The sequence below is a fragment of the Actinoplanes sp. 13 genome, from assembly GCF_056134165.1.
This window is the reverse complement of the sequence record NZ_JBVYOQ010000018.1, coordinates 129390-155601: the sequence shown is the minus strand read 5'-3', so window position 1 is coordinate 155601 and position 26212 is coordinate 129390. Positions and strand designations below refer to the sequence as shown.

Sequence of the window (26212 nt, the reverse complement as noted above, 5' to 3'; positions counted from 1 at the left end):
ATTGCTGGCGTGACTCTCCGGGACGTTTCAGCCGCCGCGCCGAGCGACGCCGAGCTGATCCGTGCCCACGTCGATGGCGATCCGCAGGCCTTCGCCGAGCTGGTCCGCCGCCACCGGGACCGGCTCTGGGCGGTCGCCCTGCGCACCACCGGCGACCGCGAGGAAGCCGCCGACGCGGTGCAGGACGCGCTGCTCAACGCGCACCGCAACGCCGCCCGGTTCCGCGGCGACTCGGCGGTGACCACCTGGCTGCACCGGATCGTGGTGAACGCCTGCCTGGACCGGCTCCGGCGGCGCCAGGCGCACCCGACGGTCCCGCTGCCGGAAGGCAACCGTTCGGACGACGACCGGCCGACCGCCCCGGAGCCGGCCGCGCCCACCCCCGACCAGGACACCGTGCTCGTGGTGCGCGACGCGCTGGCCGCCCTGCCGGCCGAGCAGCGCGCCGCGATCGTGCTGGTCGACGTGCAGGGATATCCGGTCTCCGAGGCGGCCGCGATGCTCGGTGTGGCGGAGGGCACGGTGAAGAGCCGGTGCGCCCGGGGACGAGCACGGATGGCTCTGACGTTGGGATATCTGCGGGGAGCCGGGGACGGCGCGGACAGTGGAGCCGGACCGGGCGGGAACCGATCGGGCGGCGGAAGCGTCCCATCCGGGACGGCGACGGGAGCTCCGCTGCCGACCGGGCACGATCGAAGGGATCAGCGGTGACGGGCGCCGAGTTCGAGGGGGTCGATCTCGACCTGCTGGCCGACTACGTCGGTGGCGCCCTCGACGGCACCCCGGACCAGGAGCGGGTGGCTGCCCTGATCGCCGGCGATCCCGCCTGGCGCGGGGCGTACGAGCGGTTGCGGCCCGCGATGTCCACGGTCGGGGCGATGCTACTGGATCTGCCGGCGGAGCGGATGCCCCAGGATCTCGCCGCCCGGCTGGACGGGATGTTCAGCACGCCGGCCGCCGAGGCCGACGGCATGCCCGGTGAGCCGGCTCAGGCCGTACCCACCAAGGTTCTGGATCTTGATGAACGCCGGCGTGATCGCGCCGCGCGTCCCGGCCGCCGCCGGTGGTCGCGTCTGGCCGCACCGATCGGCGTGGCCGCCGGTGTGCTCGCCTTCGCCGGCTTCGGCCTGACCCAGCTGGCCGGCCAGGCGCAGGACGACAGCGCCGGTTCGACCGCCGCGGAACAGCAGGAGGCGCCCGCCGCTGCCGAGGGTGTGGCGCCGATGGTGGCCGACGCCCCGCCGATCGGCCAGATCCTGCACAGCGGCACCGACTACACAGCCGCCACGCTGGACCGGGTCGTCGCCGCCCGGCAGTCGCCCGCGCCCATCTCCGGCTCCACCGAGACCGACGCCGCCAAGGGTGCGCTGGGCCGGCTGCTCGCGCCGGACCTGCTGCTCTCCTGCCTCGACCAGATCGCCGTCGAGAACGCCGGCGGGCCGATCTCCGCCCAGGTCGTCGACTATGCGACCTTCGAGGGGGCGCCGGCCCTGATCGTGCAGTTCAGCGCGGCAAACGGCATGTGGGCGTGGGCGGTCGGCGCGGACTGCGGCACGCCCGAGGCCGGCGCCGCGGAGCTGGCGAAAATCCCGGTACGCTGACCGCACCCCAGGCGTGAGGTCGGACACGCGCCGGTCCGGGGAATGGTGGATGTCAGCGTGACGTTCTAGCGTGCAGTGTCGCCGACCTTTCGTGCGGCGAAGACAGACTGAGGAGTCGGCAGTGGACGAGGTCCGCAATCTGATCATCATCGGTTCCGGTCCGTCCGGTTACACCGCGGCGTTGTACGCGGCCCGGGCCAACCTCAAGCCTCTGGTGATCGAGGGCGTCCAGTCCGGCGGCGCGCTGATGACCACCACCGAGGTGGAGAACTTCCCCGGGCACCGCGACGGGATCATGGGTCCCGAGCTGATGGACAACATGCGGGCGCAGGCCGAGAAGTTCGGCGCCGAGTTCCTCACCGACGACGTCACCCGGGTCGAGCTGACCGACAAGCCGACCGAGGCCGGCACCGAGGGCCTCAAGACCGTCTGGGTCGGTGAGCAGCAGTTCTTCGCCCGCGCGGTGATCCTCGCGACCGGCTCCGCGTGGCGGCCGATCGGCGTGCCCGGTGAGCAGGAGCTGCTGGGTCACGGCGTCTCGTCGTGTGCCACCTGTGACGGCTTCTTCTTCCGCAACCAGCACATCGTGGTCGTGGGCGGTGGCGACTCGGCGATGGAGGAGGCGACCTTCCTCACCCGCTTCGCCGAGACCGTCACGATCGTGCACCGCCGGGACACCTTCCGGGCCAGCAAGGTCATGCAGAAGCGGGCGCTCGACAACCCGAAGATCAAGGTCGAGTGGAACTCGGTGGTCGAGGAGATCGTCGGCGCCGACGGCAAGGTCAGCGGCGCCCGGATCCGCAACGTGGTGACGAACGAGACGAGCGTGCTCGACGTCACCGGCGTGTTCGTGGCGATCGGCCACGACCCGCGCAGTGAGCTCTTCAAGGGTCAGATCGAGCTGGACGACGAGGGCTACGTGCTGGTCGACTCGCCCAGCACCAGGACCAACGTCCCCGGCGTGTTCGCCGCCGGCGACCTGGTCGACCACACGTACCGGCAGGCCATCACCGCCTCCGGCACCGGCTGTGCCGCGGCGCTGGACGCCGAGCGCTTCATCGCTTCATTCGTTGAGCTGTAAGACCCGGGAGGTCCTCGTGGGAGCAACCAAGGTGGTCACCGACGCCACCTTCGACACTGACGTGCTGAAGTCCGGCAAACCCGTCCTGGTGGACTTCTGGGCCGAGTGGTGCGTGCCCTGCAAGAAGGTCGACCCGCTGCTGGCCGAGATCGCCGCCGAGATGGACGACCAGGTGGAGATCGTCAAGGTCAACATCGAGGAGAACCCGGAGACGGCGATGAAGTACGGCGTGATGACCGTGCCGACGCTGACGATCTTCAAGGACGGCGAGCCGTTCAACTCGGTGACCGGCGCGAAACCCAAGAGCATCCTGGTCAAGTTCATCGAGTCGGCTCTCTGACCCGAGCCGAAAAGACGCCCCGCGCCCACTTGTGGACGCGGGGCGTACTCTTCGGAAGGTCGTCTTTTCTCGCCCCTAGGGAGTCCTGAGTGCGGTCCATCCGACGCGGAGACACCGGCCCAGCCGTTTCCGAGATCCGGTCGATTCTGGTCGGTCTGGAGTTGCTGGCCGACGCCGAGCCGGACATCTTCGACGAGCCGCTGGAGATCGCGGTCCGCGCCTTCCAGCAGGGTCGTGGGCTCGGCGTCGACGGCATGGTCGGTGACGAGACGTGGGGCGCGCTCGACGCGGCCCGCTGGCGGCTCGGCTCCCGCACCCTGTTCCACTCGGTGCCGGACGCGCTGGTCGGCGAAGACGTGCGCGCCCTCCAGGAGCGCCTCCTCGAGATGGGTTTCGACACCGGTCGCGCGGACGCCATCTACGGCTCCCGCACCGCGCGGGCCGTGGCCCAGTTCCAGCGCGAGGTCGGCCTGGTGCCGGACGGCTCCTGCGGCCCGCAGACCATGAAGGCGCTGCGCCGGCTGGGCCGCAAGGTGGTCGGCGGCCGCCCGCAGTGGCTGCGCGAGGCCGAGGCGTTCCGGCAGTCCGGGCCCAACCTGGTCGGCAAGACCATCGTGATCGATCCCGGTCACGGCGGCGGTGACGACACCGGCGTTCTGGTGCCGGACGGTCCACTGCGGTGGAACGAGGCGGACCTGGTCTTCGACCTGGCCGCCCGGATGGAGGGCCGGCTCGCCGCGGCCGGCATGCGGGTGCACCTGACCCGTGGCCCGTCGCCGGTCGCCCCGATGAGCGGCGCCGAGCGTGCCGCGCTGGCCAACAGCCTCGGCGCCGACCTGCTGATCTCGCTGCACCTGGACGGGCACTCGTCGGAGGCGGCCGAGGGCGTGGCGACCTACCACTACGGCACCGGCAACGGGCTCAGCTCCACGGTCGGCGAGCGGCTGGCCAACCTGGTGCAGCGGGAGATCGTGGTGCGCACCGGGATGCACGACTGTCGCACCCACGCCAAGGCCTGGGACCTGCTCCGGCTGACCCGGATGCCGACCGTGCGGGTCGACCTGGGTTACCTGACCAACCCGAAGGACCGGGAACGGCTGATCGACCCGATGTTCCGTGAGCAGATCGTCGAGGCGATCCTGGCCGCGGTCCAGCGGATGTACTTCCCGGTCGAGCGGGACGTGCCGACCGGCTCGATCGACGTCCGGCAGCTGCGGATGGCGCTGGCCGACCGGGCCTAGTTGTCGGTGCTGCGCGTCGCCGCCACCGGGCGGACCGGGCGCAACAGGGTCTCCGGGCTCATCGAGCCGAGAAGCTTCTCCAGCGCGTACTCCACGTCGGACTTCCAGGACAGAGCCGTCCGCAGCTCGAGCCGCAGTCGCGGGTAACGAGGGTGCGGGCGGACCGTCTTGAAGCCCACCGACAGGAAGAAGTCGACCGGGGCGACACAGACGCCGGTCCGCTCCTCGTCCTCGTCCGCCTCGCCGGCCTTGGCGTCACCGAACGCCTCGATCGCCTTGACCCCGCGCTTGGTGAGATCCCGGGCGACGCCCTGCACCAGCATCCGGCCCAGGCCGCCGCCGGCGAACGCGGGCACCACCTTGGCGGTCATCAGCAGCGCGGCGTCAGCGCTGACCGGTGAGGTCGGGAAAGCCATCGACCGCGGGACGTAAGCGGGTGGCGCGTACATCACGAAACCGGCGGGCATGCCGTCCACGTACGCCAGCTTGCCGCAGGAACCCCACTCCAGGAGCGTCTGGGAGACCCAGGCCTCCTTCTCCAGCCCCGGGTCACCGGTGGCGCAGGCCCGCTCGGCGGAGACCGGATCCAGCTCCCAATACACACACTGGCGGCAGGGCCGGGGCAGGTCCTCGAGAGTGTCGAGGGTGAGATTGACCAGGCGTCGCGACATGGCGCACCCCTCGAAAGCATCGGCTGGACCGGAGATGAAGCACGGTCGCCGTCACCTGCTCCGCCGCGCCCCCGCCGAATCCTACGTGGAAATCGCCATGAACGGGAGCAGGTCGGGCAACAGTCAGATGGGACGACAGGGCGGAACCGTGCGTACGGCGTTTAGGATCGATGGGTCTTTGCCGACTATTCAGCGAGGTGAGAGCCGCATGACCGGCACTACCCAGGACGACTACACCGACCGCTACGCGCGGCGCGTGCGTGGGATGACCACTTCCGAGATCCGTGCCCTGTTCGCCGTCGCCAGCCGCCCCGAGGTGGTCTCCCTGGCCGGCGGTTCCCCGTTCATCGCCGCGCTCCCCCTGGACGCCGTCGGCGAGATGCTCAACCGCCTGGCCACCGACCAGGGCGCCACCAGCCTGCAGTACGGGATCGGCCAGGGCACCATCGACCTGCGCGAGCGGATCTGCGAGGTGATGACCCTCTCCGGGATCACCAACGCCTCGCCGGACGACGTGGTGGTCACCGTGGGCGGCCAGCAGGCCCTCGACCTCCTCGCCCGGCTGTTCCTGGACCCGGGCGACGTGGTGCTCGCCGAGGGGCCGACCTACGTCGGCGCACTCGGCGTCTTCCAGGCTGCCCAGGCACAGGTGAACCACGTGGCAATGGACGACGAGGGCCTGATCCCGGCAGCGCTGGAGGAGGCGATCGCGGCGACCGCACGGGCCGGTCGCCGGGCCAAGTTCCTCTACACGATCCCCACCTTCCAGAACCCCGCCGGCGTCACCCTCTCGGAGGAACGGCGCGAGCAGATTCTCGACATCTGCGAGCGCGCCGGCCTCCTGGTGATCGAGGACGACCCGTACGGGATGTTGTCCTTCGAGAACGACGCCCCGCTGCCGCTGCGGGCCCGCCGACGCGACGGCGTCTTCTACGTCAGCACGTTCTCCAAGACCTTCGCGCCCGGCCTGCGGGTCGGCTGGATCCTCGCGCCGCACGCCGTGCGCGAGAAGCTGGTCATGATGAGCGAGGCGAACGTGCTGTGCCCCAGCGCGTTCGCCCAGGGCGCGGTCACCCAATATCTGACGGCCATGCCGTGGCGCGAGCAGATCAAGGTCTACCGGGAGATCTACCGGGAGCGCCGGGACGCGCTGCTGACCTCACTGCACGACCTGATGCCCGCCGGAACCATGTGGACCCGCCCGACCGGCGGCCTGTTCGTCTGGGTCACCCTCCCCGAGGGTCTCGACTCCAAGGCGATGATGCCGCGGGCCATCGCCGCACGCGTCGCCTACGTCCCGGGAACGGGCTTCTACGCCGACGGCACCGGACGGGGCAACATGCGGCTCAACTTCTCGTTCTCCGCCCCGGAGCGGCTTCGTGAGGGCGTGCGGAGACTCTCCGGGGTGATGGAGCAGGAGCTGGCGATGCGCGCGGTCTTCGGCGGCGGCGCCGCCCTCGGCCCCCACCGCCGTCGTGGCGCGGCCGCTGCCGACGCCCCCGGCCCCGACTTGGCATGATCACTCCCATGGGTACGCGTGACGATGTGCGAGTTCTGGTGCTGGCCGGTGGTCTCTCCTACGAGCGGGACGTGTCCCTGCGGTCCGGCCGCCGGGTCCTCGACGCCCTGCGGTCGACCGGCCTGACCGCGGAGCTGCACGACGCCGACGTGTCGTTGCTGCCCGCGTTGCAGGCATACCCGCCGGACGCGGTGGTGATCGCCCTGCACGGGGCGACCGGTGAGGACGGTTCGCTGCGCGGGGTGCTCGATCTCTGCGGCGTGCCGTACGTGGGGGCGGACGCCCGTGCCGCCCGGATGGCCTGGGACAAGCCCTCGGCGAAGTCCATGCTCCGGGAAGCCGGCATCCCGACGCCGGATTGGGTGGCGCTTCCCCACGACCGGTTCTCCGAACTGGGCGCGGTGGCAGTGCTGGACCGGATCGTGGACCGGCTCGGCCTGCCGCTCATGGTGAAGCCGGCACAGGGTGGATCCGGGCTGGGGGCGGCGGTGGTGCGGGACGCCGCGGACCTGCCGGCGGCGATGGTCGGCTGTTTCGCGTACGACTCGACGGCGCTTGTCGAGCAGTACGTCACCGGGACCAACGTGGCGGTCTCGATCATCGACCTGGGCACCGGCCCGGAAGCGCTCCCGATCGTCGAGATCGTCCCGCGCGACGGGGTGTACGACTACGCGGCCCGCTACACGGCCGGGCTGACGACGTGGCACGTGCCGGCCCGGCTGGACCCGTCGGTGGCGGCACGGGTGTCGGAGACGGCGCTGGCGGCTTTCAAGGCGCTGGGGTTGCGGGACCTGTCCCGGATCGACGTGATCGTCGGGGAGGACGGGGAGACGCAGGTGCTCGGGTGCAACGTGTCACCGGGGTTGACCGAGACGTCGTTGCTGCCGTTGGCGGTGCAGGCGGCCGGGGTCGATCTGGGGGCGATGTTGAGCGCGCTGGTGGAGCGGGCGGTGTCCCGGAAGGTTCAGTAGCTATCTGGCGGGATCAGCCAGAGCCGAAAAGGCCCGGTGCGTCGTTGGACGCGCCGGGCCTTTGCTTCACCGCCGTCCTACTTCTGTTTGTCAGGGCGCTGACTTGGCCACGGGGGCGGCCACATCCGGTGCTGCGTCGTTGTGCTTCCGAGGGGCAGGAGTGCTGTCCGGGCGTACTCCCGTCCGGGCCTCGTGGCCCTCTGCCGCCGGCACCTGGGTTACCGCCGCCGGGGTTCGAAGCTCCGCCGCAGGCGTGTGCGTTTCGGCTGCCGGCGTCTGGGTTTCGGCTGCCGGCGTCTGAGTTCCGACGGCTTCGAGGTCGCCCAGCGTGGCCGGTCGGCGGGTGTCGTCGGCGGGCTCGGACACGGTCGGCATCGTGAACGTGGCCGGCGACTCCCATTGGATGTGGGCGGGCTCGGCGTTCGCCTTGCCACCGAAGTCGGCCAGCCAGGCGGCGACCAGCGCAAGATTCTCCCGCCACTGCGCCTCGGGGATCACCGGCAGGATGTCGTCCCAGAGTGAGAGGAACGTGCCGCGCAGCTGGAGACGTCCGTAGGGACGCGCCAGGAACCACATGTGCAGGTGCGCCGAGCCGTCGCCCCAGCGGTTCACATGCACCCGCGCGACGCCGTCGAGGGAGCGGATCGCCCGTTCCAACCGGACCGTCATGACGCCCAGCTCGGCGGCCAGGAGGTTGGGCAGGTCGCCCAGATCGAGGTGCGAGCGGCACTCCAGGATCAGCACCATGGGCAGGCCGGTGGGCCGGTCCATCGCCCGGACCCGCCATCGCTCACTTACCCAGATGTACGAGTCGTCGGGCGTGCTGCACGCCACACAGTCGGTGGCGTCCTCTCCGCTGCGGGGAGGCTCGACCTCGACCGGTGGGGCGAGCTTCTTGACTCGCATGTCGCCTTCGAAGGGGAATGACGGCCAGCGCGTGAAGTCCGGCAGGGGGGCGGTGTTCTCGGACACGACGTGACCTTAGCCCAGGTCAGGAGGGGCTGTCCCGGGTCAATTTCGCACTACAGGGGGACGACTTTCCACCCGCCTGGGCGCAGCCGTGACGTCGAAGATGATGAGGGCGCCGGGGCCTTACACTCGCGCCCCAAAGTTATCCACAGAAGTTATCCACAGGCAGGCCGGTTTCACGTGAAACGCGACGTCGCAGGCTTGCGCGGCCTGTGGATAGAGCGGTGGACAGTGCGTAGGACATCGGTGTTGTTTCACGTGAAACGGGTCCTACGGCGTAGTTCACAGGGTGTGCGCACAGGGTGTGGATAGTGGTGTTGGCACATAGGTGGATCCGACAGTTCATCCGGTCGAGTTGTTCGGCGGATCGGGTCTTGCGCCAGTAACCAGATCTATGTCGGTCGACGGTCCGCGGACCAGCGAGTTGGTTTCACGTGAAACGCGCTCGCTGCCCTACTGCGTCTGTAGCCGAACCACCGAGCCTGCCGCCGGGATTCGTAGCGACCGTTTCACGTGAAACCGCGCCCTGACGGTGCCGACAAATCCTTCGTTTCGGGTCTCGTTGGCCGATCCACTGTTCATCGCTACCAGACCGATCATGGTGGCGAACCGGGACAGCGATACCGCAGTCCGGTCGACTTCGCCGAGCGACAACCGGTCGGCGTGTTCCACGGAACCGGCAGATCCACGAGTGTCGCACCACCGCACCGCACCATCCCCCAAAGCCGTTCTCATCCCCGAAGGAATCCAGTGCCGCGCTTCTCCCGACCCGCCATTCTTCTTGCTTCAGCTTCCCTGGCGGCCAGTCTTCTGGTGGCACCAGGTGCGGCCTACGCCGCGGACACGACCACCGCCTTGACCAACGCTGGAATGGCAGCCGCGCTCAAGGCAGTGGCGACCACGACCACCGCAGCCTCCGAGAAGGGTTGGGGCGGCACGTACAAGGTCTCTTTGAGCGGCACTCCGGGAGACGCCAAGTTCGGGATCGACCCCACCGGCGGCCGCGCCTACTTCGAGTTCAAGTTCGACGGCGAAACCACCGCCGGATACGCGGTCAAGCACAAGGGCGCCTACGAGAACCTCACCACGAGAGCTGAGTACGCGGCCGTCAAGATGATGGGCCGCTCCTCGGTCAAGTACGTGTTCACCACCGACACGAAACTCGACCTGAACAAGTGGGTCGCCCAGAACGAGCCTCAGCCGTCCGATCTCCTGACCGCCGACACCGCCCACGCCGGCACCAAGACCGTGCACGACGACGGCTCGACGACTTACGCTTTTGAGCACCCCGAGGACGCGGTCAACACCTACAAGGTCGATGCGAACGGCGTACTGCAGACCATCAACTCGAAGTACCCGATCCTGCTCGACGAGACCTTCGCCTTCACCTACGGGCCACAGACCGTTCCTCTGCCTTCTCCGGAGCAGACGGTCAACCGCGAGGTGCTGGCGAAAGCGATCGCCTATCTGGACATGCCTGCGGCGGTGAAGGGTGTAGCAGCCCGAGGGGCGGAAGCTACCAAGAAGGCGGCGAAGGGTAAGACGGTCAAGGTCACCAACCTTCGCAAGGCTCTGCGAAGCACTGCGACGAAGCACAACGCTGCCGCCAAGGTCAACATGGTCACCGTCAAGGACATCAAGGGCGGCGTACGGGTCAGCGCCAAGAACCCATACACCGGTCAGACGATCACCTACACGATCAGGGCGTCCGGCAAGAAGGTCGTCGTCAAGAAGGCTTAGCTTCCCCCGTACCGGCCGGCCATTCACGACCCGATGATTGTGATGGTCGGCCGGCCACGTCATGCCGCACTCATCTCGTTTCACGTGAAACGGCAAGATCGAGTATTGGGCTGCCGTGCCGGGCGCAGGGGCGCTGAGCGGTTCTCTCAGAACGATTCTCCTGAGATTTCTGACGGGCTGCCCATGCCCTCTGAGCCGTTTCCGAATGCCCCTTTCGCGCCTTTTCCGCCTCGCACCGCTCACTCACTGTCCTAACCCGCACGGCTCTCTCAACGCCGCTCCTTCGAGGGTGTCACCGGGCCGGGCGAACGCGGCCTGATCGGCGCCGGGCGACAGCGACGCGTGGCCGGGGTGGAGAGCGCGGATCGCGGAATGCGCGATCCCGGAACGCCCGGGTCGCGGAACGCCCGGGTCGCGGAACGCCCGGATCCAGCGAAGAGCTCGGACGCGTTCAGGAGAACCGGCTCCAGATACAACAAAGGCGCGCAGGGCATCCCACGCGCCTCCGGCAGTCCGAGCAACTCGGACCGGGGAATCAGCCCTCGGAGTCCTCACCCCGAGCCGATCCCTCTTCCTCAACACCGATCATCCCGACGATCCGCTCCAGATCATCCACCGTCGCGAACTCGATCGTGATCTTCCCCTTGTTCCGTCCGATGTCGACCTTGACCCGCGTGTCGAACCGATCCGACAGCCGCTCCGCGAGGTCGTTCAGCGCCGGTGCGTGCACCTTCGCCCGCCGAGCCGGCGTCGCCTTCTTCGGCTGTCCGTCCGAGTTGGCCATCATCACCAACTCTTCGGTGGATCGCACGGACAGTCCTTCCCGGACGATCCGATCCGCCAGCTGCTCCTGGGCCTCGTTGTCCTCCAGCCCGAGCAACGCCCGAGCGTGCCCGGCCGACAACACCCCGGCCGCCACCCGCCGCTGCACCTGAGCCGGCAGGTTCATCAGCCGGATCGTGTTGGAGATCTGCGGCCGGCTCCGACCGATCCGCCGAGCGAGCTCCTCGTGCGTGGCACCGAACTCTTCGAGCAGCTGCTGGTATGCCGCCGCCTCTTCCAGCGGGTTGAGGTTGGCGCGGTGGATGTTCTCGAGCAGGGCGTCCCGCAGCATCGCGTCATCGGGTGTGTCCCGCACGATGGCCGGGATCGTCTCCTTGCCGATGGCCTGCGCGGCGCGCCACCGACGCTCACCCATGACGAGCTCGAACCGGCCGTCGCCCATGTCCCGGACGACGATCGGCTGGAGGAAGCCCACCTCTTGGATCGAGGTCTTGAGTTCTTCCAGGGCCTCTTCGTCGAACACGTGCCGAGGCTGCTTGGCGTTCGGCTCGATCGCGCCGACCGGCAATTCCGCGAAGCGGGCACCAGGCACCGGCGCCAAGCCGTCCTCGGCAGGCGCCGCCGGAGCGGGAATGGGTGCGACGGGAGCCGATGACGGCGACGAAGCAGATAACGAGGACGACGCCGTTGAGCCGGCCGAACCTGATCCTGGCGACACAGTCACCGGCTCAGGAACCGTCTCAACGTTTGCCGCTGGTTCAGCGGCAGGTGCCGTGGGGATCAACGCGCCCAGGCCACGGCCCAAGCCACCCCGCGGACGGTTCTTCATGCCGTGCCTCCCGTGTCGACCCCACGCATCGCGATCTCCAGGGCCGCCTCGAAATAGCTGGTGGCACCCCGTGATCCCGGATCGTAGGTCATCACCGACTGGCCGTAGCTAGGAGCCTCGGAAACCCGCACGTTTCGGGGAATGACGGCGTTCAGAACTTTGGTCCCGAAGTGGTTCCGGACGTCCTGCTCGACGGCATCCGCAAGCCGGGTGCGCCGGTCGTACATGGTCAGCAGAATCGTCGAGACATCCAGCGTCGGGTTGAGGTGCTGGCGTACCAGGTTGATGTTGTTGATCAGCTGGTTGAGTCCCTCCAGTGCGTAGTACTCACACTGAATGGGGATCAGCACCTCCTGCGCGGCGCACAGTGCGTTGACCGTCAGCAGGCCCAGCGAGGGCGGGCAGTCGATGAAGACGTAATCGAACTTCTCCGGGTGGCCGGCGATGGCGCGCTGCAGGCGCGACTCCCGGGCCACCACCGAGACCAACTCGATCTCTGCACCGGCGAGGTCGATCGTCGCCGGAACGCAGTACAGATTGGGGATGCCCTCGACCGGCTGCGCCACCTCGGCCAGCGGCACGTTGTCGATCAGGCAGTCGTAGACGTCGGGCACACCGGCGTGGTGGGGCACGTTCAGGCCGGTGGAGGCATTGCCCTGCGGGTCAAGGTCCACCACCAGGACGCGATTGCCGTGGAGTGCCAACGCCACCGCGAGGTTCACGGTAGTGGTGGTCTTGCCGACACCACCCTTCTGATTGGCGACGCAAATCACCCTCGGGTGGTCCGGTCGCGGCATGATGATCTCGCCGCTCGGGTTGAGGATCTGCACAGCTCGCAACGCTTCCATGGCAAGGGGCGGATCGTCCTCATCCGCGCTCGGCGTTTCACGTGAAACATGCTCGACCGGCTGAACCGGCACCCCGGAAGTGGGGGCCGCGGCCGAAGCGCTTGCCGAAACGGCACCTCCCGCCCCCGGCAGAGGAAGTGGCGCCGATCCACGGAAGTCGTCGGGGCTCTGATGTGGGGAAATGCCATGGCCGTACTGCTGCGAAGGCCCGTATCCACCCGCACGAGGCTGGGGAACGTTTTGCTCGCCGGCGTGCAGTCCGCCCACGCTCATTCCCGACGGCCTGTCGAGAGGCGACTCGGTTTCACGTGAAACACCGTACTCATGCACCGCTTTATCCCTGTTGGCTAGGAAAGGGTCGGCCGGCGAAGCGTGTGTTCCGGCTGAGGAGATCCGCTCCACACTATCGACGCCCAGCCAGCCTACGGGGGCCGGGCATGTGCCGCCATGGCCGGTTGTCCGATGAGTCGTGCGCAACGCCGGTGACTCTTCATCGGTCGACGGCACGAACACCATGATGCCGGGGACCAGGCGTAAGGAGCTGCCGGAAGATCCAGAATCCGACCCCTTTTCGGTACGCGCAAACGCCGCTTTCGGTGGCCGATTCCGTGGCAACTGATCAAACCGAAGCCCCGGCGCGACCCCCCGATCGTGAACCACGTCAGGCATCGTCGAGGAGCCTGCCCAGGACAGGCCGGGGGCACCCACCGCGGATGCCGGTGACGACACGGGCATCGTCGACGACAGGACCGGCCAGGTGACCGGGTGGACACCGTGGTGGGCCAACTCAGGAACCCCATGCAGCCGAGGCGCCGAACCGTCTGCGGCGCTGATTCGCAACGGCTGCCCCGGAGAAGGACTCAGCGGCTCCAATACCGGGGCATTGCTCCCCGTACGGCTGTCAGACGGCCGGGACATCCCGACGCCCGACGTGATCGACTGTGCGCTGGACCCGGTGGCCGGTGACTGACGCCGGACCGAGCGCGCCGGAGCGGGCATCGATGGAGTCGCCGCCGGGAACGACATCACGGCCGACCCCGAAGACGCCGGCTGAGACGGAATGGACGGCGGAGGGCTCGTTGCCACCGGCGACGAGCCCGGACGCGCAGGGGGATGCGGTCGGCGACCGTTCCGCTTTCGTGCGCCCCGCCGGCCCATCTATCTCCTCCGAGATCTCCCTCGCCCACCGCCGTGGCGGCCTTCAGTCTTGCCTCCGCCACCCTTCGGCGAAGTCGCCCGGCCACGCCCCGGAACTTCCCGTTCCTTCGCCACCTCGACCACCGTCGTCGGTGGGTCGATCAACCCCACCCCGCAGAGCCGCACCTCCGGCACTCCACCGCCCAGTTTCGAGACCGCCTCCCGATGAGCAACGATCTCCTCACCGGCGGAGGCACCCTTCATCGCCAACAGCACACCGCCGACCCGAGCCAGTGGCAGGCACCACCCGGCCAGCTTGTCCAGCGCCGCCACGGCCCGCGCCGTGACGATGTCCGCACCGGGCAATTGCCCGGTCACTTCTTCGGCCCGACCGCGCAGCACCGTGACGTTGCCGTCAAGGCCCAGCTCGGACACCGCCTCTTCGAGGAAGGCCGTTCGCCGGGCCAGTGGCTCGACCAGGGTGATTTCCAGGTCCGGACGTGCCACTGCCAGCACGATACCGGGCAAACCGGCACCAGACCCGACGTCGACAACTGATGCACCGAATGGGATTATCTGGGACATAACTCCGCAGTTGACCAGGTGACGTTCCCAGAGTCGCGGCGCTTCCCGGGGCCCGATGAGCCCTCGTACGACTCCCTCGGTCCCCAGAAGTTGCGCATAGCGGCCGGCCAACTCGAGCCGCTCCCCGAAAACCTCGGCCGCGGCATCCGCGACCGCCTCCGGAGGAATCGCCAGCGACTCGGGGGCAAGAGCGGGCTCAGCAGAGGACGACGAGGGCGGCATGGAGGGGGACACACCCGGCAGGGACGGGGACGATGACCGCGGGAAAGACGACGGCCCGGGCGACTGAACGCCCGGGCCGAGATCCCCCGCGCCGTAGCGTGGGTCAGTCACCAGATCAGTCCGCCACCCGCACCACGATGCGCCGGCTCGGCTCCACACCTTCGGACTCGCTCTGCACACCGGTGATCGCGTTGACCACGTCGTGGACGCACTTGCGCTCGAACGCCGACATCGGCTCCAACCGGACCGGGTCGCCGTGCTCCTTGACCTTCTCGACCGCGTTGCGCGCGACCGCGGCCAGCTCCTTGCGGCGGGTAGCCCGGTAGCCACCGATGTCGAGCAGCAGTCGGCTGGGCGACCCGGTGGCCCGGAAGATGGCGAGCCGGGTGAGTTCCTGGAGCGCCTCGAGCGTGGCGCCGCGCTGCCCGACGAGCGACTGCAGCCGGTCGCCGACGACCTCGACCATCGGCCGGCCGGCCGAGACCAGCTCGTCGATGTCGCCGTCGTAGTCGAGGATGTCCAGCAGACCCTCGACATAGTCCGCCGCGATCTCACTCTGGCGGAACAGGTCGCCGTCCGAGGCGACGCTCTCCGACTTCTTCGCCTCGGCCGGCGTACCGTTCGCTTCGCCGTTGGCGGGCGACTCGGTGGCCTCGGCCGGGGCCGGCGCCGAGGACTCGGCGGAAGGGGGAGTGCTGGTGTCGGTCACGGTCTCATCTCCGTTGTCATTCGGTCCGGACCGAGATCGGTCCGCTGTTTCCCGCGCCACCGGGGTGCGTGGCCGGCGAGCGCGGGGAGGTCTGTGCCGCGAGGAGCGCTCGGACCCGAGGGCCCGAGCCGCGATCATCCCTTGGGTTTGTTCGCCGGGCGGGCGCCCTTCTTCGGATTCACCGGTTTGGCGCCGGGCTTCGGGGCGAGAGCCTTGGTCTCGGCCACCGGGGTGGTCGGCTCGGGCGCCTGCTTGCGGCCGAAGAGGCCACCGGTGCGGGCCGGCTGCACCGGGTTGGTGATGCCGCGCGAGCCAGAACCGGACGGACGGGCCGACGACGACGGCGTCTTGGCACCGGCCATCTGCACCGGCGGGAACTTCCGGAGCACCCACTGCTGCTGGGCCAGCGTGAACAGGTTGTTGGTCACCCAGTAGATGACCACACCGATCGGGAACAGCGCGCCGGAGATCAGCAGCGAGAACGGGATGCCGTAGAGCATCAGCCGCTGGATCATCTTCTGCTGCGGGTCCTCGGCCCAGCCGGTCTTGAGGATCATCTGGCGGCTGGTGAGGAACGTGGTCCCCATCATCGTCAGGACCAGGACCGCGGCCAGAACCTTCACCGTCGTGCCGTCCGCGCCGACCGCGGCCAGCTCGGCCGGCGACGAGCCGAACTTGGCGCTGATCGGGGCGTTGAACAGGTGGGCGTTGGCCGCGCTGTTGAACTGCTCCAGCGACCACCCGTACAGCTGCTTGTAGTAGTCCGAGATCGACGGGTCCAGGTGCTGGAGCACGTGGAACAGACCGAAGAAGACGGGGATCTGCAGGAACATCGGAAGGCAGCCCATCAGCGGGTTGGCCTTCTCCGTCCTATACAGCTCCATCATTTCTTTCTGGAGCGTCTCCCGGTCACCCTTGTGCTTCTCCTGGAGCGCCTTGACCTTCGGCTGCAGCGCCTGCATGGCGCGCTGGCTCTTGATCTGCTTGACGAAGACCGGGAACAGGATGACGCGCAGCGTCACCACCAGGAAGATGATCGCCAGAATCCAGGCGAAGTTGGTACCCAGGACGCGTCCGTCCGGTACGCCGATCGCGTCCCACATGGCATGCCAGCGCAGGAGGATCCACGAAATGACGTTGTAGATCCAGTCGAGACTCAATCTAAGCTCCAGTCACATCGGCAGGGCGGTGACGGATCGGGTCAGGCACCGGGTCGTACCCGCCAGGGTGGAAAGGGTGACAACGCAGGAGCCGCCAGATCGCCAGGCCCGTTCCCCGGAACGCACCGTGCCGCGTCAACGCCTCCTGGGCGTACGCGCTGCACGAGGGGTAGAACCGACAGCGTGCCGGCAGCGCCGGACTCAAGTATCGACGGTACGCGACGACCGCCGCGGTCAGGATCCGGGCAGGCACGCTCATCGGGGCCGCCTTGGTCGGCGAGCGGCTGTGACCGCTCCGTCCAGGTCCGCGGCGAGGGTCGCGAACGTCGCTCCGGCAGCCGGCGGAAGCGCCCGGACCACCAGTGACGTCCCCGCGGGGAGCTCGTTGAGAAGCGGCCGCACCAGGTGCCGCAGCCGGCGCCGGACCTTGTTACGGGTCACCGCATTGCCGACGGCCTTGGAGACGACGAAGCCGGCGCGCGCCGTGGAGGCGTGCGCCGGCTCGTCGATAAGCAGATGAACGACCAGGGTTCCGCGACCGGCACGACGGCCGCCGCGAATCGCTGCGGCGAAGTCGGTGCTACGCCGCAGTCGCTGCGCTGCGGCCAGCACGACTACCTGGGCATTCCGACCCGACCAAGTGTCGGCTCAGGCCGACAGCTTGTCGCGGCCCTTGGTGCGGCGGGAGGCAAGAATGGCGCGGCCGGCACGGGTGCGCATGCGCAGCCGGAAGCCGTGGGTCTTGGCACGCCGGCGATTGTTCGGCTGGTAGGTGCGCTTGCTCACGTGAGAACTCCGTCTTCGTACTACGTCCAGGGGGCATCCGCTGCAAGAAGCCACTTTAGCAGAGCGCGGCGGAGCAACCGTTCAACCCTAGGGAGAGCGGTGATGCAGGTCAACCATATCCTGGGGTCGGCACGTCGACAGGCGGGCACCGGCGACGCCCACCTGCTCTTTCCGCACCTGAAGTGAATCTTTTCCCGCTGTCGGGCAGGGCAGGGTCCGACGGGCGGTTGTAGTCCACCTGTCACCGCTGTTAGCGTGCGCGGTTGCTGGTCTTACCGGCCGTTCGCATACCGCGAAGCAGCGGCCAAAACCGGACAAGCAGGTGGATCGTTCGCCACGGTGAGCCTGTTTACAGCCCGCGCCACTACAGGCTCCGGTAAATCTGCCGACCAATCCGGCCGGGAGCGGTCACCGGCAACACCACAGGTTGTGGATAACCTGTGGACAGCTGGTGGCGCCGTGCGTGTTCAGCACGTTGAATGTGCTGGGTTGGGGGCCGAGCGGCGCCGGCAGGCGCCGACAGGCACAGGCGGAAGGCCGGACAAGGCCCACCGGGGGTCGGTGGCGATGGGGGTGGCGCGGCGGTGGCCGATCAGGTCGACCTGAGCGAGGTGTGGAAGGCGACTCTGGGCGAGTTGTCCGACGAGATCGCCTCGCCGCAGCAGCGCGCCTATCTTCAGCTGGTCCGGTTGCGGGCGATAGTGGAGGACACCGCTCTCCTGTCGGTTCCGGACACCTTCACCCGTGACGTCATCGAGTCACGGATGCGCGCAGCGATCACCGAGGCGCTCACCCGGCGGTTGAGCCGGCCGATCCAGGTGGCGGTCACCGTCCGTGCCCCGGAGGACGGCACCGGTGTGCCCGGCACTGTTTACGGCAGCCCCGCCGAGAACGGCGCGCCGCAGGCGGAGCCGCAGCCACGGCACTACGCCGAGCCTCCGCGCTACCCGGACCCGGGGCCTTACCCGCCCGACCTCCCGGCGTACCCCGGGCAACAGCAGCAGCGCCCGCCGGAGCCGTACCCCACCGGTTCCGCCCAGCACTCCTCGCCGTCCTCGCCGTACACCCGCAATGTGCCGGCGGCCCGCGACGGTCAGGAGGCGCTGTTCGCCGATCCGCTGCCGCCGCAGCCGCCGCCTCCTCCGCCGATGAACCGGCCCGCGACCGGCCGACCCGACAGGGACCCGCCGAACGATTTGGCCGGGCACCGGATGGCCGCCGACCAGTCGCAGCTGCGGGACAATCAGCGCCGCTCGGACGCCATGTCCGACCGTCGCGACGAGATACCCACCCGCGGCGACAACGGTCCCGGCCGCCCGCCGCTGGACCTGCGCGGTCCGGGTTCCTCGCCGCGCCCCGGCGGCCAGGACGGCAACCGTCTCAACCCGAAGTACATGTTCGAGACGTTCGTCATCGGCTCGTCCAACCGGTTCGCGCACGCCGCCGCGGTCGCGGTCGCCGAGTCGCCGGCCAAGGCGTACAACCCGCTGTTCATCTACGGCAGTTCGGGACTGGGCAAGACTCATCTCCTGCACGCGATCGGCCACTACGCCACCACCCTGGGCCACGCGCGCTCGGTGCGCTACGTGTCGACCGAGGAGTTCACCAACGATTTCATCAACAGCCTGCGCGATGACAAGACGCAGGCGTTCCAGCGCCGGTACCGCGACGTCGACATCCTGCTGATCGACGACATCCAGTTCCTGGAGAACCGCGAACGGACGCAGGAGGAGTTCTTCCACACCTTCAACACCCTGCACAACGCGAACAAGCAGATCGTGATCAGCTCGGACCGCTCGCCGCGCCAGCTGGCCACCCTGGAAGACCGGATGCGCACCCGCTTCGAGTGGGGACTGCTCGCCGACATCCAGCCGCCAGACCTCGAGACGCGTATCGCGATCCTGCAGAAGAAGGCCGCGCAGGAGCGGATGTACGCGCCGGACGACGTCCTCGAGTTCATCGCGTCGCGCGTCTCCAACTCGATCCGCGAGCTCGAGGGCGCCCTCATCCGGGTGACCGCGTTCGCCAGCCTGACCCGCTCCCCGGTGCAGCTCTCCCTGGCCGAAGAGGTCCTGCGCGACTTCATGCCGGACGGCGCCGGCCCGGAGATCACCGCCGACCAGATCATGGTCTCCACCGCCGACTACTTCGGCGTCAGCCTGGAGGACCTGCGCGGCCACTCGCGCAGCCGGGTCCTGGTCAACGCCCGCCAGGTGGCCATGTACCTGTGCCGTGAGCTCACCGATCTGTCGCTGCCCCGGATCGGGCAGGCCTTCGGCGGCCGCGACCACACCACCGTCATGCACGCGGACCGCAAGATCCGCCAGCACATGGCCGAACGCCGCTCGCTCTACAACCAGATCGCCGAGCTGACGAACCGGATCAAGCAGAACACCTAGGGGCGCCGCTCCATCCGGGTGACACGCTGACCGGTCGCAACACCAGATTCCTTATTCGGTACGCCCCACAACGCCCGCCTCGGCGAAAGTGAGGGCTGCCTGCATGGTTGCGCCCTCGACTTGCTGCCGGGCTGTGCTGCCCACTCCATGACTTGGGCTTTCTGCGTTACCCCACAGTCCCGCCCACAAGTTGTCCCCAGGATGTCCCCAGATCATTTTCGGTGTCCCCAGGTCGGCTCATGCGGCGGAACCGCGTGCCGACCGGTGATGGGGCCGACGACGGGCCGGGCCGATCCCCACAGGCACCGCCGCGAAAAGCACACAGGCCCTGAACTGGACGTTCTCCGCCAGTCCACCGGTTATCCACCGGATTTACACCGACCTGTCCACAGGTTGTCCCCAGATCATCCCAGCTCAACGCACAAATCAGCGCCGTTCGATGCGTGCTTGCAGGGCTGAAAATAGGGGCGCTGTCAACGTCGGGACGTGACAGTTTCGTGCCAACGTTGTCCACACTAATCCACAGGCGTCCACAGGCTTTCTCCCCAGACGGTGGACAACTGCCGACACCGTTCTCCACAGATGTGGACCAACCCTGGGGAAATCGATGTGGACAGACACGGAGGGTCACATATTTGCCCACAGCCTGTGGACGCGTGTGGATTACCTGTTGAAGGTTCTGGGGACGACGAGGCGGTAGCGTCCCAGCGTTATGCACAGGCCGGGGGATAAAACCGGTGGATAGCCGGTGGATAACCGGTGGACAACGGTGGACAACGTCCTTCAGCTCGACGACTGTGGACGCAGAGGGGACTTTGTACCCCGGTTACCCACATGTGAATCACCGGTGGATAACGTTCTGACCTGCGGAAACGCGAGTTCTCCACAGTATGCACAGGACCGATGAAGACGACTAGATATCTCTTCTTAGAAAACAAAAAGCAATCATCAGCGTTGTGGAAGGTGTGGATGGGCTGCTTGCGGCTTGCCGTGCCTCAGGCTCGACTGCACAGCACCGGGGTCGGGTGCCCGCCATCGCTGCCGGAGCCATAGAGTTCAGTGGGGTCGTCGACGCCCCCTGTCAGAGGAAGCATCGCGGAGGACAGCATGAAGTTCCGGGTGGAGCGAGACGCCCTCGCCGACGCCGTGGCCTGGACAGCCAAGAGCCTGCCCAGCCGGCCCTCGGTGCCGGTGCTCGCCGGCGTCCTGCTGCGCGTGACCGACAGCCGTCTGCAGGTCTCGGGCTTCGACTACGAGGTCTCCAGTCAGGTGAGCGTCGAGGTGCAGGCCGACGCCGACGGCGCCGCGCTGGTCTCCGGCCGCCTGCTCGCTGAGATCACCAAGGCTCTCCCGGGCAAGCCGGTGGACATCGCCGCTGTCGGCGCCCACCTCGAGCTGGTCTGCGGCAGCGCCCGCTTCACACTTCCCACCATGCCGGTGGAGGACTACCCCACGCTCCCGGAGATGCCGTCGAGCGCCGGCACCGTCGACGCCGCCACGTTCGCGTCCGCGGTCGCCCAGGTGGCCATCGCTGCCGGCCGGGACGAGACGCTGCCGATGATGACCGGTGTGCGCGTCGAGCTGAACGGCACGACCATGGCCATGCTCGCCACCGACCGCTACCGCCTGGCGATGCGCGAGATCGAGTGGAACCCGGACGACCCGGAGATCAGCCTGAACGCTCTGGTCCCGGCGAAGACGCTGAACGACACCGCCAAGGCACTCGGCCCGATCGGCGGCTCGGTGACGCTGGCCCTGGCGCAGGGCAGTGCCGGCGAAGGCATGATCGGTTTCGCCGGCGGCGCGCGGCGGACGACGAGCCGCCTGCTGGACGGCGCCAACTACCCGCCGGTGCGCTCGCTCTTCCCGGCCTCGCACAACGCCGAGGCCCGCGTCTCGGTCGCCGCGCTGGTCGAGGTGGTCCGCCGTGTCGCGCTGGTCGCCGAGCGCACCACCCCGGTGCTGCTGAGCTTCAGCGAGGACGGGCTGGTGGTCGAGGCCGGCACGACCGAGGAGGCGCGGGCCAGCGAGGCGATGGAGGCCACCTTCACCGGTGAGCCGCTGACCATCGGCTTCAACCCGCAATATCTGATCGACGGCCTGCAGAACCTGGGCGCCCCGACCGCGGTGCTCTCGTTCGTCGACGCGTTCAAGCCCGCAGTGATTTCCCCCGCAGGCGAAGACGGCGAAATCGTCTCGGGTTACCGCTATCTGATCATGCCGATCCGGGTCACTCGCTGATACTGAGCTAGAAGCAACCGCTCATCTAGGGAGATCACCATGCAACTCGGCCTGATCGGTCTCGGCCGAATGGGTGGCAACATGCGGGAACGACTGCGTGCTGCGGGCCACGAAGTCGTCGGATTCGACCAGAACCTGGATGTAAGCGACGCCACCAGCCTGGCCGACCTGGCCGAAAAGCTGGCCGCGCCGCGGGTGATCTGGACCATGGTGCCGTCGGGCAAGATCACCGAGGACACCATCGACCAGCTCGCCGAGGTGCTGGAAGCCGGCGACATCATCATCGACGGCGGGAACTCCAAGTTCACCGACGACGGCCCGCGCGCCGAGCGCCTGGCGAAGAGGGGCATCAAATACCTCGACGTCGGCGTCTCCGGTGGCGTCTGGGGCAAGACGAACGGGTACGCGCTGATGGTCGGCGGCGAGCCGGAGACGGTGGCGCACTGCCTGCCGATCTTCGAGGCGCTCAAGCCGGCCGGGGAGTTCGGCTACGCGCACGCCGGCACGCACGGCGCCGGCCACTACGCGAAGATGGTGCACAACGGCATCGAGTACGGGTTGATGCACGCCTACGCCGAGGGTTACGAGATCCTCCGCGCCTCGGAGTACATCAACGACGTCCCCGCGGTCATCAAGAGCTGGCGCGAGGGCAGTGTCGTCAAGTCCTGGCTGCTCGATCTGCTGGACCGGGCCCTCGACGCGGACCCGGAGCTGGAAGCTCTGAAGGGCTACGCGGACGACACCGGTGAGGGCCGCTGGACGGTCGACGAGGCTGTGCGCCTCGCCGTGCCCGCCCACGTCATCGCCGCGTCGCTGTTCGCCCGTTTCCAGTCCCGCCAGGACGACTCGCCGGCCATGAAGGCCGTCGCCGCGCTGCGTCAGCAGTTCGGCGGCCACGCCGTCAAGCGCTGACGAGATGCACGTACGCCGGGTCGAGCTCACCGACTTCCGCTCGTATGAGCGGGTGGCCGTGGATCTCGACCCCGGCGTGTCCGTGCTGGTCGGCCAGAACGGCATGGGCAAGACCAACCTGATCGAGGCGCTCGGTTACGTGGCCACTCTGGACAGTCACCGGGTGGCCACCGACGCCCCGCTGGTCCGGGCCGGCGCCACCTCGGCGGTGATCCGGTGTGCCGTCGTCCACGATGGACGTGAGCTGCTCGTCGAGCTCGAGATCGTGCCGGGCCGGGCGAACCGGGCCCGGCTCAACCGGTCGCCGGTGCGGCGGCCCCGTGAGGTGCTGGGCGCCTTGCGGATGGTGCTGTTCGCGCCCGAGGACCTCGAACTGGTCCGGGGCGATCCGTCCGAGCGCCGCCGCTACCTGGACGACCTCCTGGTCGCCCGCCAGCCGCGGTACGCCGGGGTCCGGGCCGACTACGACCGCGTGGTGAAGCAACGCAACGCGCTGCTGCGCACGGCGTACCTGACCCGCAAGGTGGGCGGGTCCCGGGGGCAGGACCTGTCGACGCTGGCCGTGTGGGACCAGCACCTGGCGCACCACGGCGCCGAGCTGCTCGCCGGCCGCCTCGAGCTGGCCGCCGCGCTCGGCCCGCATCTGACCAAGGCCTACGACGCGGTCGCGGCGGGACGCACCGCGGCCGCCATCACGTACTCGTCGCGTCTCGGCGAATCGCTGACCCCGGACCGCGAGGCACTGGGGGCGGCCCTGCTGGCCTCGCTGGAGGAACGCCGGACCGCGGAGATCGAGCGCGGCGTCACGCTGGTCGGCCCGCATCGCGACGACCTGTCGCTGGTGCTCGGTGACCTGCCCGCCAAGGGCTATGCGAGCCACGGCGAGTCCTGGTCGTTCGCCCTGGCGCTGCGGCTGGCGGCGTACGACCTGCTCCGCTCGGACGGGATCGAGCCGGTGCTGGTGCTCGACGACGTCTTCGCCGAGCTGGACACCGGCCGCCGGGACAGGCTCGCCGCGCTGGTGTCGGACGCCGCCCAGCTGCTGGTGACCTGCGCGGTCCCCGAGGACGTGCCCGCGGCGCTGCAGGGCGCCCGTTACGACGTGACCACTGGGGCGGTGAACCGTGTCCGATGACGCCCAGCCGTCCGGCCGTGGCCGGAAAGGATCAGGAAACCGGCCTCAGCGGCCCGCCGGCGCCCGTGGAGATCAGGAGGCGGGGTCGGGTCAGGGTGACGCCGCCGCCGGCGCTGGTGCGGCTCCTGAGAGGGCTCAGGGTGATCTCGCCGGCCCCGAGCTGGCCCGCGCGGTGCTCGACGCCGCCCTCGCCCGGCGCCGGGAGGCCGCGGCTCGCGCGCCGCGGCGCCGCACCGGTGCCGGCAGCGGTGAACGGCGCCTGCGCGGTTACTCCGGGCCCGGGCCCGACCCGCGCGATCCGCAGCCGTTCGGGGCGATGCTGGAACGCCTGATGAAGGCCCGCGGCTGGGAGAAGCCGAAAGCCGAGGCCACCGTGTTCGGGTCCTGGGAGAAGGTGGTCGGGCCGGACATCGCGGCGCACAGCCGCCCGGTCAAGCTCGACGGTGGCGTGCTCACCGTGGAGGCCGAGTCCACCGCCTGGGCCACTCAGCTGCGCCTGCTCGCCGCCACCCTGCTCAAGAAGATCGCCGCCGAGGTGGGTCACAACGTGGTCGTCCGCCTCAACATCCACGGCCCGGCCGCGCCGTCCTGGAACCGGGGGCCGCGGCGGGTGCAGGGCCGCGGCCCCCGCGACACCTACGGCTGACACCCGGGCGGACCGCAGCCGGTTCTGCCGGGTGAAACCTAAATCCGATTCGCAGCGTCTTACCAGCATGATCGTGCGACGCCTTCTGGTCCTGTTGCTGTTCGTGCTGGCCCCGATACCGGTGGCTGCCGCTCCCGCATACGCGTGCTCGTGCAAGGCGGGCGCCCGGGCGGATCTTGCTTTCGTCGGTGTGGCGCGCACGGTGGAGCATCGGGCCGGCACCCACCGCGTCGCCTTCACGATCGAGTCGCTGATCGAGGGTCAGGCCGGTTTGGACGTGACGCTGGTCACAGCCGGCCACGAGGCGGCCTGTGGATACCGCTTCGACGAGGGTGGGCGCTACCGGGTGTTCGCCACCCGCGGGGAGACCAGCCTGTGCAGCGGGAACGAAATCGTGACGGCTCCGCCCGCTTACACGGCGCGCGTCGAGCGGGTCTCCACGGACCGCACAACGATCTTCTGGACCGGCTCGTCGGTCGTCGCCCTCGTCGTCGTCGGCCTGCTGACGCTGTTGCTGCGGCATCCCCGGACCCGCTGACCCCCATGCGTGTGAAGTTGCGCCCACCGAGCGACCCGAACTTCACACCGAGCCGGCAGCTCCGCCCGGCGGGCGCGGCAAAGGCTGGAGTGGGCAGCCGGCCGCGGTGTAGTCCGGGACGGGTGGCTGCCGTGGTGGAGGAGGGTCTCTCGTACCAAACAAAAGGTCTGAGGCTTCGGGGAACGGCCGTGCGCGGCCGTCAGTAATCGGCGAAGATCGCGAATCCCCGTTCGGCGCAGCGGCGGTAGAAGCCGGCCAGGACGACGAGCTCGGTCCGCGCAAAACTCCAGTGCGGAGCGTTGCCGGCGTCGTCGCGCAGCGCGGCCAGCCGGTGGTCGAGCCAGCGCAGCTGCTGGTCGGCGAGGCGGCCGCCGGCGATCGCGGTCCGCATGACCTCGGCGACGGTGTCGAAGGTGACCAGGTCACCGAACTTGTCGTGGCCCTCGACGAAGCGTTCCAGGCCGCCGGCGATCCAGGCGCAGCCGTCCGGGTCGATCACCGGGTCCTCGTCCTCGGCAGCCGCGTCGGTGGCGTAGAGCACGCCCTCCAGACCCAACAGAAGATCGACGAGCTCGGTGTACGCGGTCGCGCGTACCGTGCCCGTCTTGGCGATGTGCAGCGCCAGCGCCCCGGTGGGCGCGGCGATCTCGGGACGATCGGCGATCGATCCGAAGTCGACGAACTCGGCGGGTGCCACCGGGTCGTAGTACTGATTGGTGCGCGGCCAGTGCACCGCGACGTTGTCCAGGCCCTTGTCGTGCGCCATCGGGGCCACCCCTCCTCGACCTGCCTCACAGGGCTCATCCGCGGGGGAACCGATGGACTCCACCGCATGACGTCCGGCCAACACCGGCCCGCGCGGGCGAGGTTACGACACCGGTGCCGGCGGTTGTCGAGCAGTGTCGCAGTGAGTGCGGGTCCGGCACGGCAGGCGCGCCCGACCGTCGAAACAGCCGCATCACTTGTTGTTGCGGTGCCGGTTGGATCCGTGTAGGGGAACACGTGGGTAGCGGCCCCGATGGCGCTACGGGACTCTCAGGCGCCCGGAACGGGTGCCTGACCCTCGCCAACTCGCTCCGGCGGAGTAGAATCGACAGCGACCGGGAAAACTGTGCCTGGCGGTGGCGGGCAGCCACCATCGTCACGCTA

25 protein-coding genes are annotated in these 26212 nt (G+C 68.9%); 14 read left to right on the top strand and 11 right to left on the bottom strand.

The genetic code is table 11. The features are described from left to right. The 5 genes from sigM to AC0NH5_RS29265 all read left to right on the top strand — a co-directional run bounded on the left by sigM (window position 1) and on the right by AC0NH5_RS29265 (window position 4263). Window positions 1-711: an RNA polymerase sigma factor SigM gene (sigM, locus tag AC0NH5_RS29285; protein WP_474409923.1), complete on the top strand. Its 711-nt coding sequence runs from the start codon at window positions 1-3 to the stop codon at window positions 709-711. After that, a complete protein-coding gene (locus AC0NH5_RS29280) occupies window positions 708-1601 on the top strand; it encodes a hypothetical protein (RefSeq protein WP_474409882.1) in 894 nt (297 codons plus the stop codon). Before sigM ends, AC0NH5_RS29280 begins: the two co-directional genes overlap by 4 nt. Window positions 1602-1722: 121 nt before the next feature. Further along, entirely contained in the window at window positions 1723-2682 is a 960-nt protein-coding gene (gene trxB / locus AC0NH5_RS29275; protein ID WP_474409881.1) for a thioredoxin-disulfide reductase, read from the top strand. A 16-nt stretch (window positions 2683-2698) separates the two neighbouring features. Next, window positions 2699-3022, top strand: a complete 324-nt coding sequence (gene trxA, locus AC0NH5_RS29270; protein ID WP_474409880.1) for a thioredoxin — start codon at window positions 2699-2701, stop codon at window positions 3020-3022. Window positions 3023-3111: 89 nt separating this feature from the next. Continuing rightward, window positions 3112-4263 carry an N-acetylmuramoyl-L-alanine amidase gene (locus tag AC0NH5_RS29265; protein WP_474409879.1) on the top strand — a complete coding sequence of 384 codons (1152 nt, stop codon included), beginning with the start codon at window positions 3112-3114 and terminating at the stop codon, window positions 4261-4263. Here the strand turns inward: AC0NH5_RS29265 and AC0NH5_RS29260 are convergent. Then, entirely contained in the window at window positions 4260-4934 is a 675-nt protein-coding gene (locus tag AC0NH5_RS29260) for a GNAT family N-acetyltransferase (RefSeq protein ID WP_474409878.1), read from the bottom strand. The two genes, AC0NH5_RS29265 and AC0NH5_RS29260, sit on opposite strands and share 4 nt — an antisense overlap. 208 nt (window positions 4935-5142) lie before the next feature. Here AC0NH5_RS29260 and AC0NH5_RS29255 point away from each other — a divergent pair, with 208 nt between their 5' ends. Both AC0NH5_RS29255 and AC0NH5_RS29250 read left to right on the top strand, forming a co-directional pair. Further along, window positions 5143-6453, top strand: coding sequence for an aminotransferase-like domain-containing protein (locus AC0NH5_RS29255; protein WP_474409877.1), 1311 nt, complete (start codon window positions 5143-5145; stop codon window positions 6451-6453). 8 nt (window positions 6454-6461) lie between these two features. Then, window positions 6462-7424 (top strand): D-alanine--D-alanine ligase family protein, encoded by a 963-nt coding sequence (locus AC0NH5_RS29250; protein ID WP_474409876.1) that lies wholly within the window; start codon window positions 6462-6464, stop codon window positions 7422-7424. Between the two features lie 90 nt (window positions 7425-7514). On the opposite strand, the gene AC0NH5_RS29245 is transcribed toward AC0NH5_RS29250, so the two are convergent. After that, the gene (locus AC0NH5_RS29245) at window positions 7515-8375 is read right to left on the bottom strand and encodes a hypothetical protein (protein WP_474409921.1); all 861 of its coding nucleotides are present in this window, start codon (window positions 8373-8375) and stop codon (window positions 7515-7517) included. A 768-nt stretch (window positions 8376-9143) separates the two neighbouring features. Here AC0NH5_RS29245 and AC0NH5_RS29240 point away from each other — a divergent pair. Beyond that, complete coding sequence (locus tag AC0NH5_RS29240; RefSeq protein WP_474409875.1) at window positions 9144-10133, top strand: hypothetical protein; 990 nt, start codon at window positions 9144-9146, stop codon at window positions 10131-10133. 535 nt (window positions 10134-10668) lie between these two features. On the opposite strand, the gene AC0NH5_RS29235 is transcribed toward AC0NH5_RS29240, so the two are convergent. The 8 genes from AC0NH5_RS29235 to rpmH form a co-directional block, all read right to left on the bottom strand. Further along, window positions 10669-11745, bottom strand: a complete 1077-nt coding sequence (locus AC0NH5_RS29235; protein WP_474409874.1) for a ParB/RepB/Spo0J family partition protein — start codon at window positions 11743-11745, stop codon at window positions 10669-10671. Further along, on the bottom strand, window positions 11742-12866 hold the full coding sequence (locus AC0NH5_RS29230; RefSeq protein WP_474409919.1) for a ParA family protein: 1125 nt from the start codon (window positions 12864-12866) through the stop codon (window positions 11742-11744). The genes AC0NH5_RS29235 and AC0NH5_RS29230 overlap by 4 nt, the downstream gene beginning before the upstream one ends. An 885-nt stretch (window positions 12867-13751) precedes the next feature. Then, complete coding sequence (gene rsmG / locus AC0NH5_RS29225; RefSeq protein WP_474409873.1) at window positions 13752-14537, bottom strand: 16S rRNA (guanine(527)-N(7))-methyltransferase RsmG; 786 nt, start codon at window positions 14535-14537, stop codon at window positions 13752-13754. A 115-nt stretch (window positions 14538-14652) separates the two neighbouring features. Further along, window positions 14653-15246 (bottom strand): Jag family protein, encoded by a 594-nt coding sequence (locus tag AC0NH5_RS29220; protein WP_474409872.1) that lies wholly within the window; start codon window positions 15244-15246, stop codon window positions 14653-14655. A 134-nt stretch (window positions 15247-15380) separates the two neighbouring features. Beyond that, entirely contained in the window at window positions 15381-16406 is a 1026-nt protein-coding gene (gene yidC, locus AC0NH5_RS29215; RefSeq protein WP_474409870.1) for a membrane protein insertase YidC, read from the bottom strand. A 1-nt stretch (window position 16407) separates the two neighbouring features. Next, window positions 16408-16665 (bottom strand): membrane protein insertion efficiency factor YidD, encoded by a 258-nt coding sequence (gene yidD, locus AC0NH5_RS29210; RefSeq protein ID WP_474409869.1) that lies wholly within the window; start codon window positions 16663-16665, stop codon window positions 16408-16410. Then, window positions 16662-17018: a ribonuclease P protein component gene (gene rnpA, locus AC0NH5_RS29205; RefSeq protein ID WP_474409868.1), complete on the bottom strand. Its 357-nt coding sequence runs from the start codon at window positions 17016-17018 to the stop codon at window positions 16662-16664. The genes yidD and rnpA overlap by 4 nt, the downstream gene beginning before the upstream one ends. 36 nt (window positions 17019-17054) lie before the next feature. Beyond that, complete coding sequence (gene rpmH, locus AC0NH5_RS29200; protein WP_221380940.1) at window positions 17055-17192, bottom strand: 50S ribosomal protein L34; 138 nt, start codon at window positions 17190-17192, stop codon at window positions 17055-17057. Window positions 17193-17776: 584 nt separating this feature from the next. Between rpmH and dnaA the strand changes: the two genes are divergently transcribed. The 6 genes from dnaA (at window position 17777) to AC0NH5_RS29170 (ending at window position 25063) form a co-directional block, all read left to right on the top strand. Then, complete coding sequence (dnaA, locus tag AC0NH5_RS29195; RefSeq protein ID WP_474409867.1) at window positions 17777-19591, top strand: chromosomal replication initiator protein DnaA; 1815 nt, start codon at window positions 17777-17779, stop codon at window positions 19589-19591. A 1107-nt stretch (window positions 19592-20698) separates the two neighbouring features. Continuing rightward, window positions 20699-21832, top strand: a complete 1134-nt coding sequence (gene dnaN, locus AC0NH5_RS29190; RefSeq protein WP_474409865.1) for a DNA polymerase III subunit beta — start codon at window positions 20699-20701, stop codon at window positions 21830-21832. A 39-nt stretch (window positions 21833-21871) separates the two neighbouring features. Continuing rightward, complete coding sequence (gene gnd / locus AC0NH5_RS29185) at window positions 21872-22744, top strand: phosphogluconate dehydrogenase (NAD(+)-dependent, decarboxylating) (RefSeq protein WP_474409864.1); 873 nt, start codon at window positions 21872-21874, stop codon at window positions 22742-22744. A 4-nt stretch (window positions 22745-22748) separates the two neighbouring features. Then, complete coding sequence (gene recF / locus AC0NH5_RS29180; protein ID WP_474409863.1) at window positions 22749-23879, top strand: DNA replication/repair protein RecF; 1131 nt, start codon at window positions 22749-22751, stop codon at window positions 23877-23879. Beyond that, the gene (locus tag AC0NH5_RS29175; RefSeq protein ID WP_474409862.1) at window positions 23869-24525 is read left to right on the top strand and encodes a DciA family protein; all 657 of its coding nucleotides are present in this window, start codon (window positions 23869-23871) and stop codon (window positions 24523-24525) included. The genes recF and AC0NH5_RS29175 overlap by 11 nt, the downstream gene beginning before the upstream one ends. A 73-nt stretch (window positions 24526-24598) precedes the next feature. After that, window positions 24599-25063, top strand: coding sequence for a hypothetical protein (locus AC0NH5_RS29170; protein WP_474409861.1), 465 nt, complete (start codon window positions 24599-24601; stop codon window positions 25061-25063). 199 nt (window positions 25064-25262) lie between these two features. Here the strand turns inward: AC0NH5_RS29170 and AC0NH5_RS29165 are convergent, their stop codons facing one another. Continuing rightward, window positions 25263-25829, bottom strand: a complete 567-nt coding sequence (locus AC0NH5_RS29165; protein ID WP_474409859.1) for a hypothetical protein — start codon at window positions 25827-25829, stop codon at window positions 25263-25265. Between the last annotated feature and the right edge of the window lie 383 nt (window positions 25830-26212).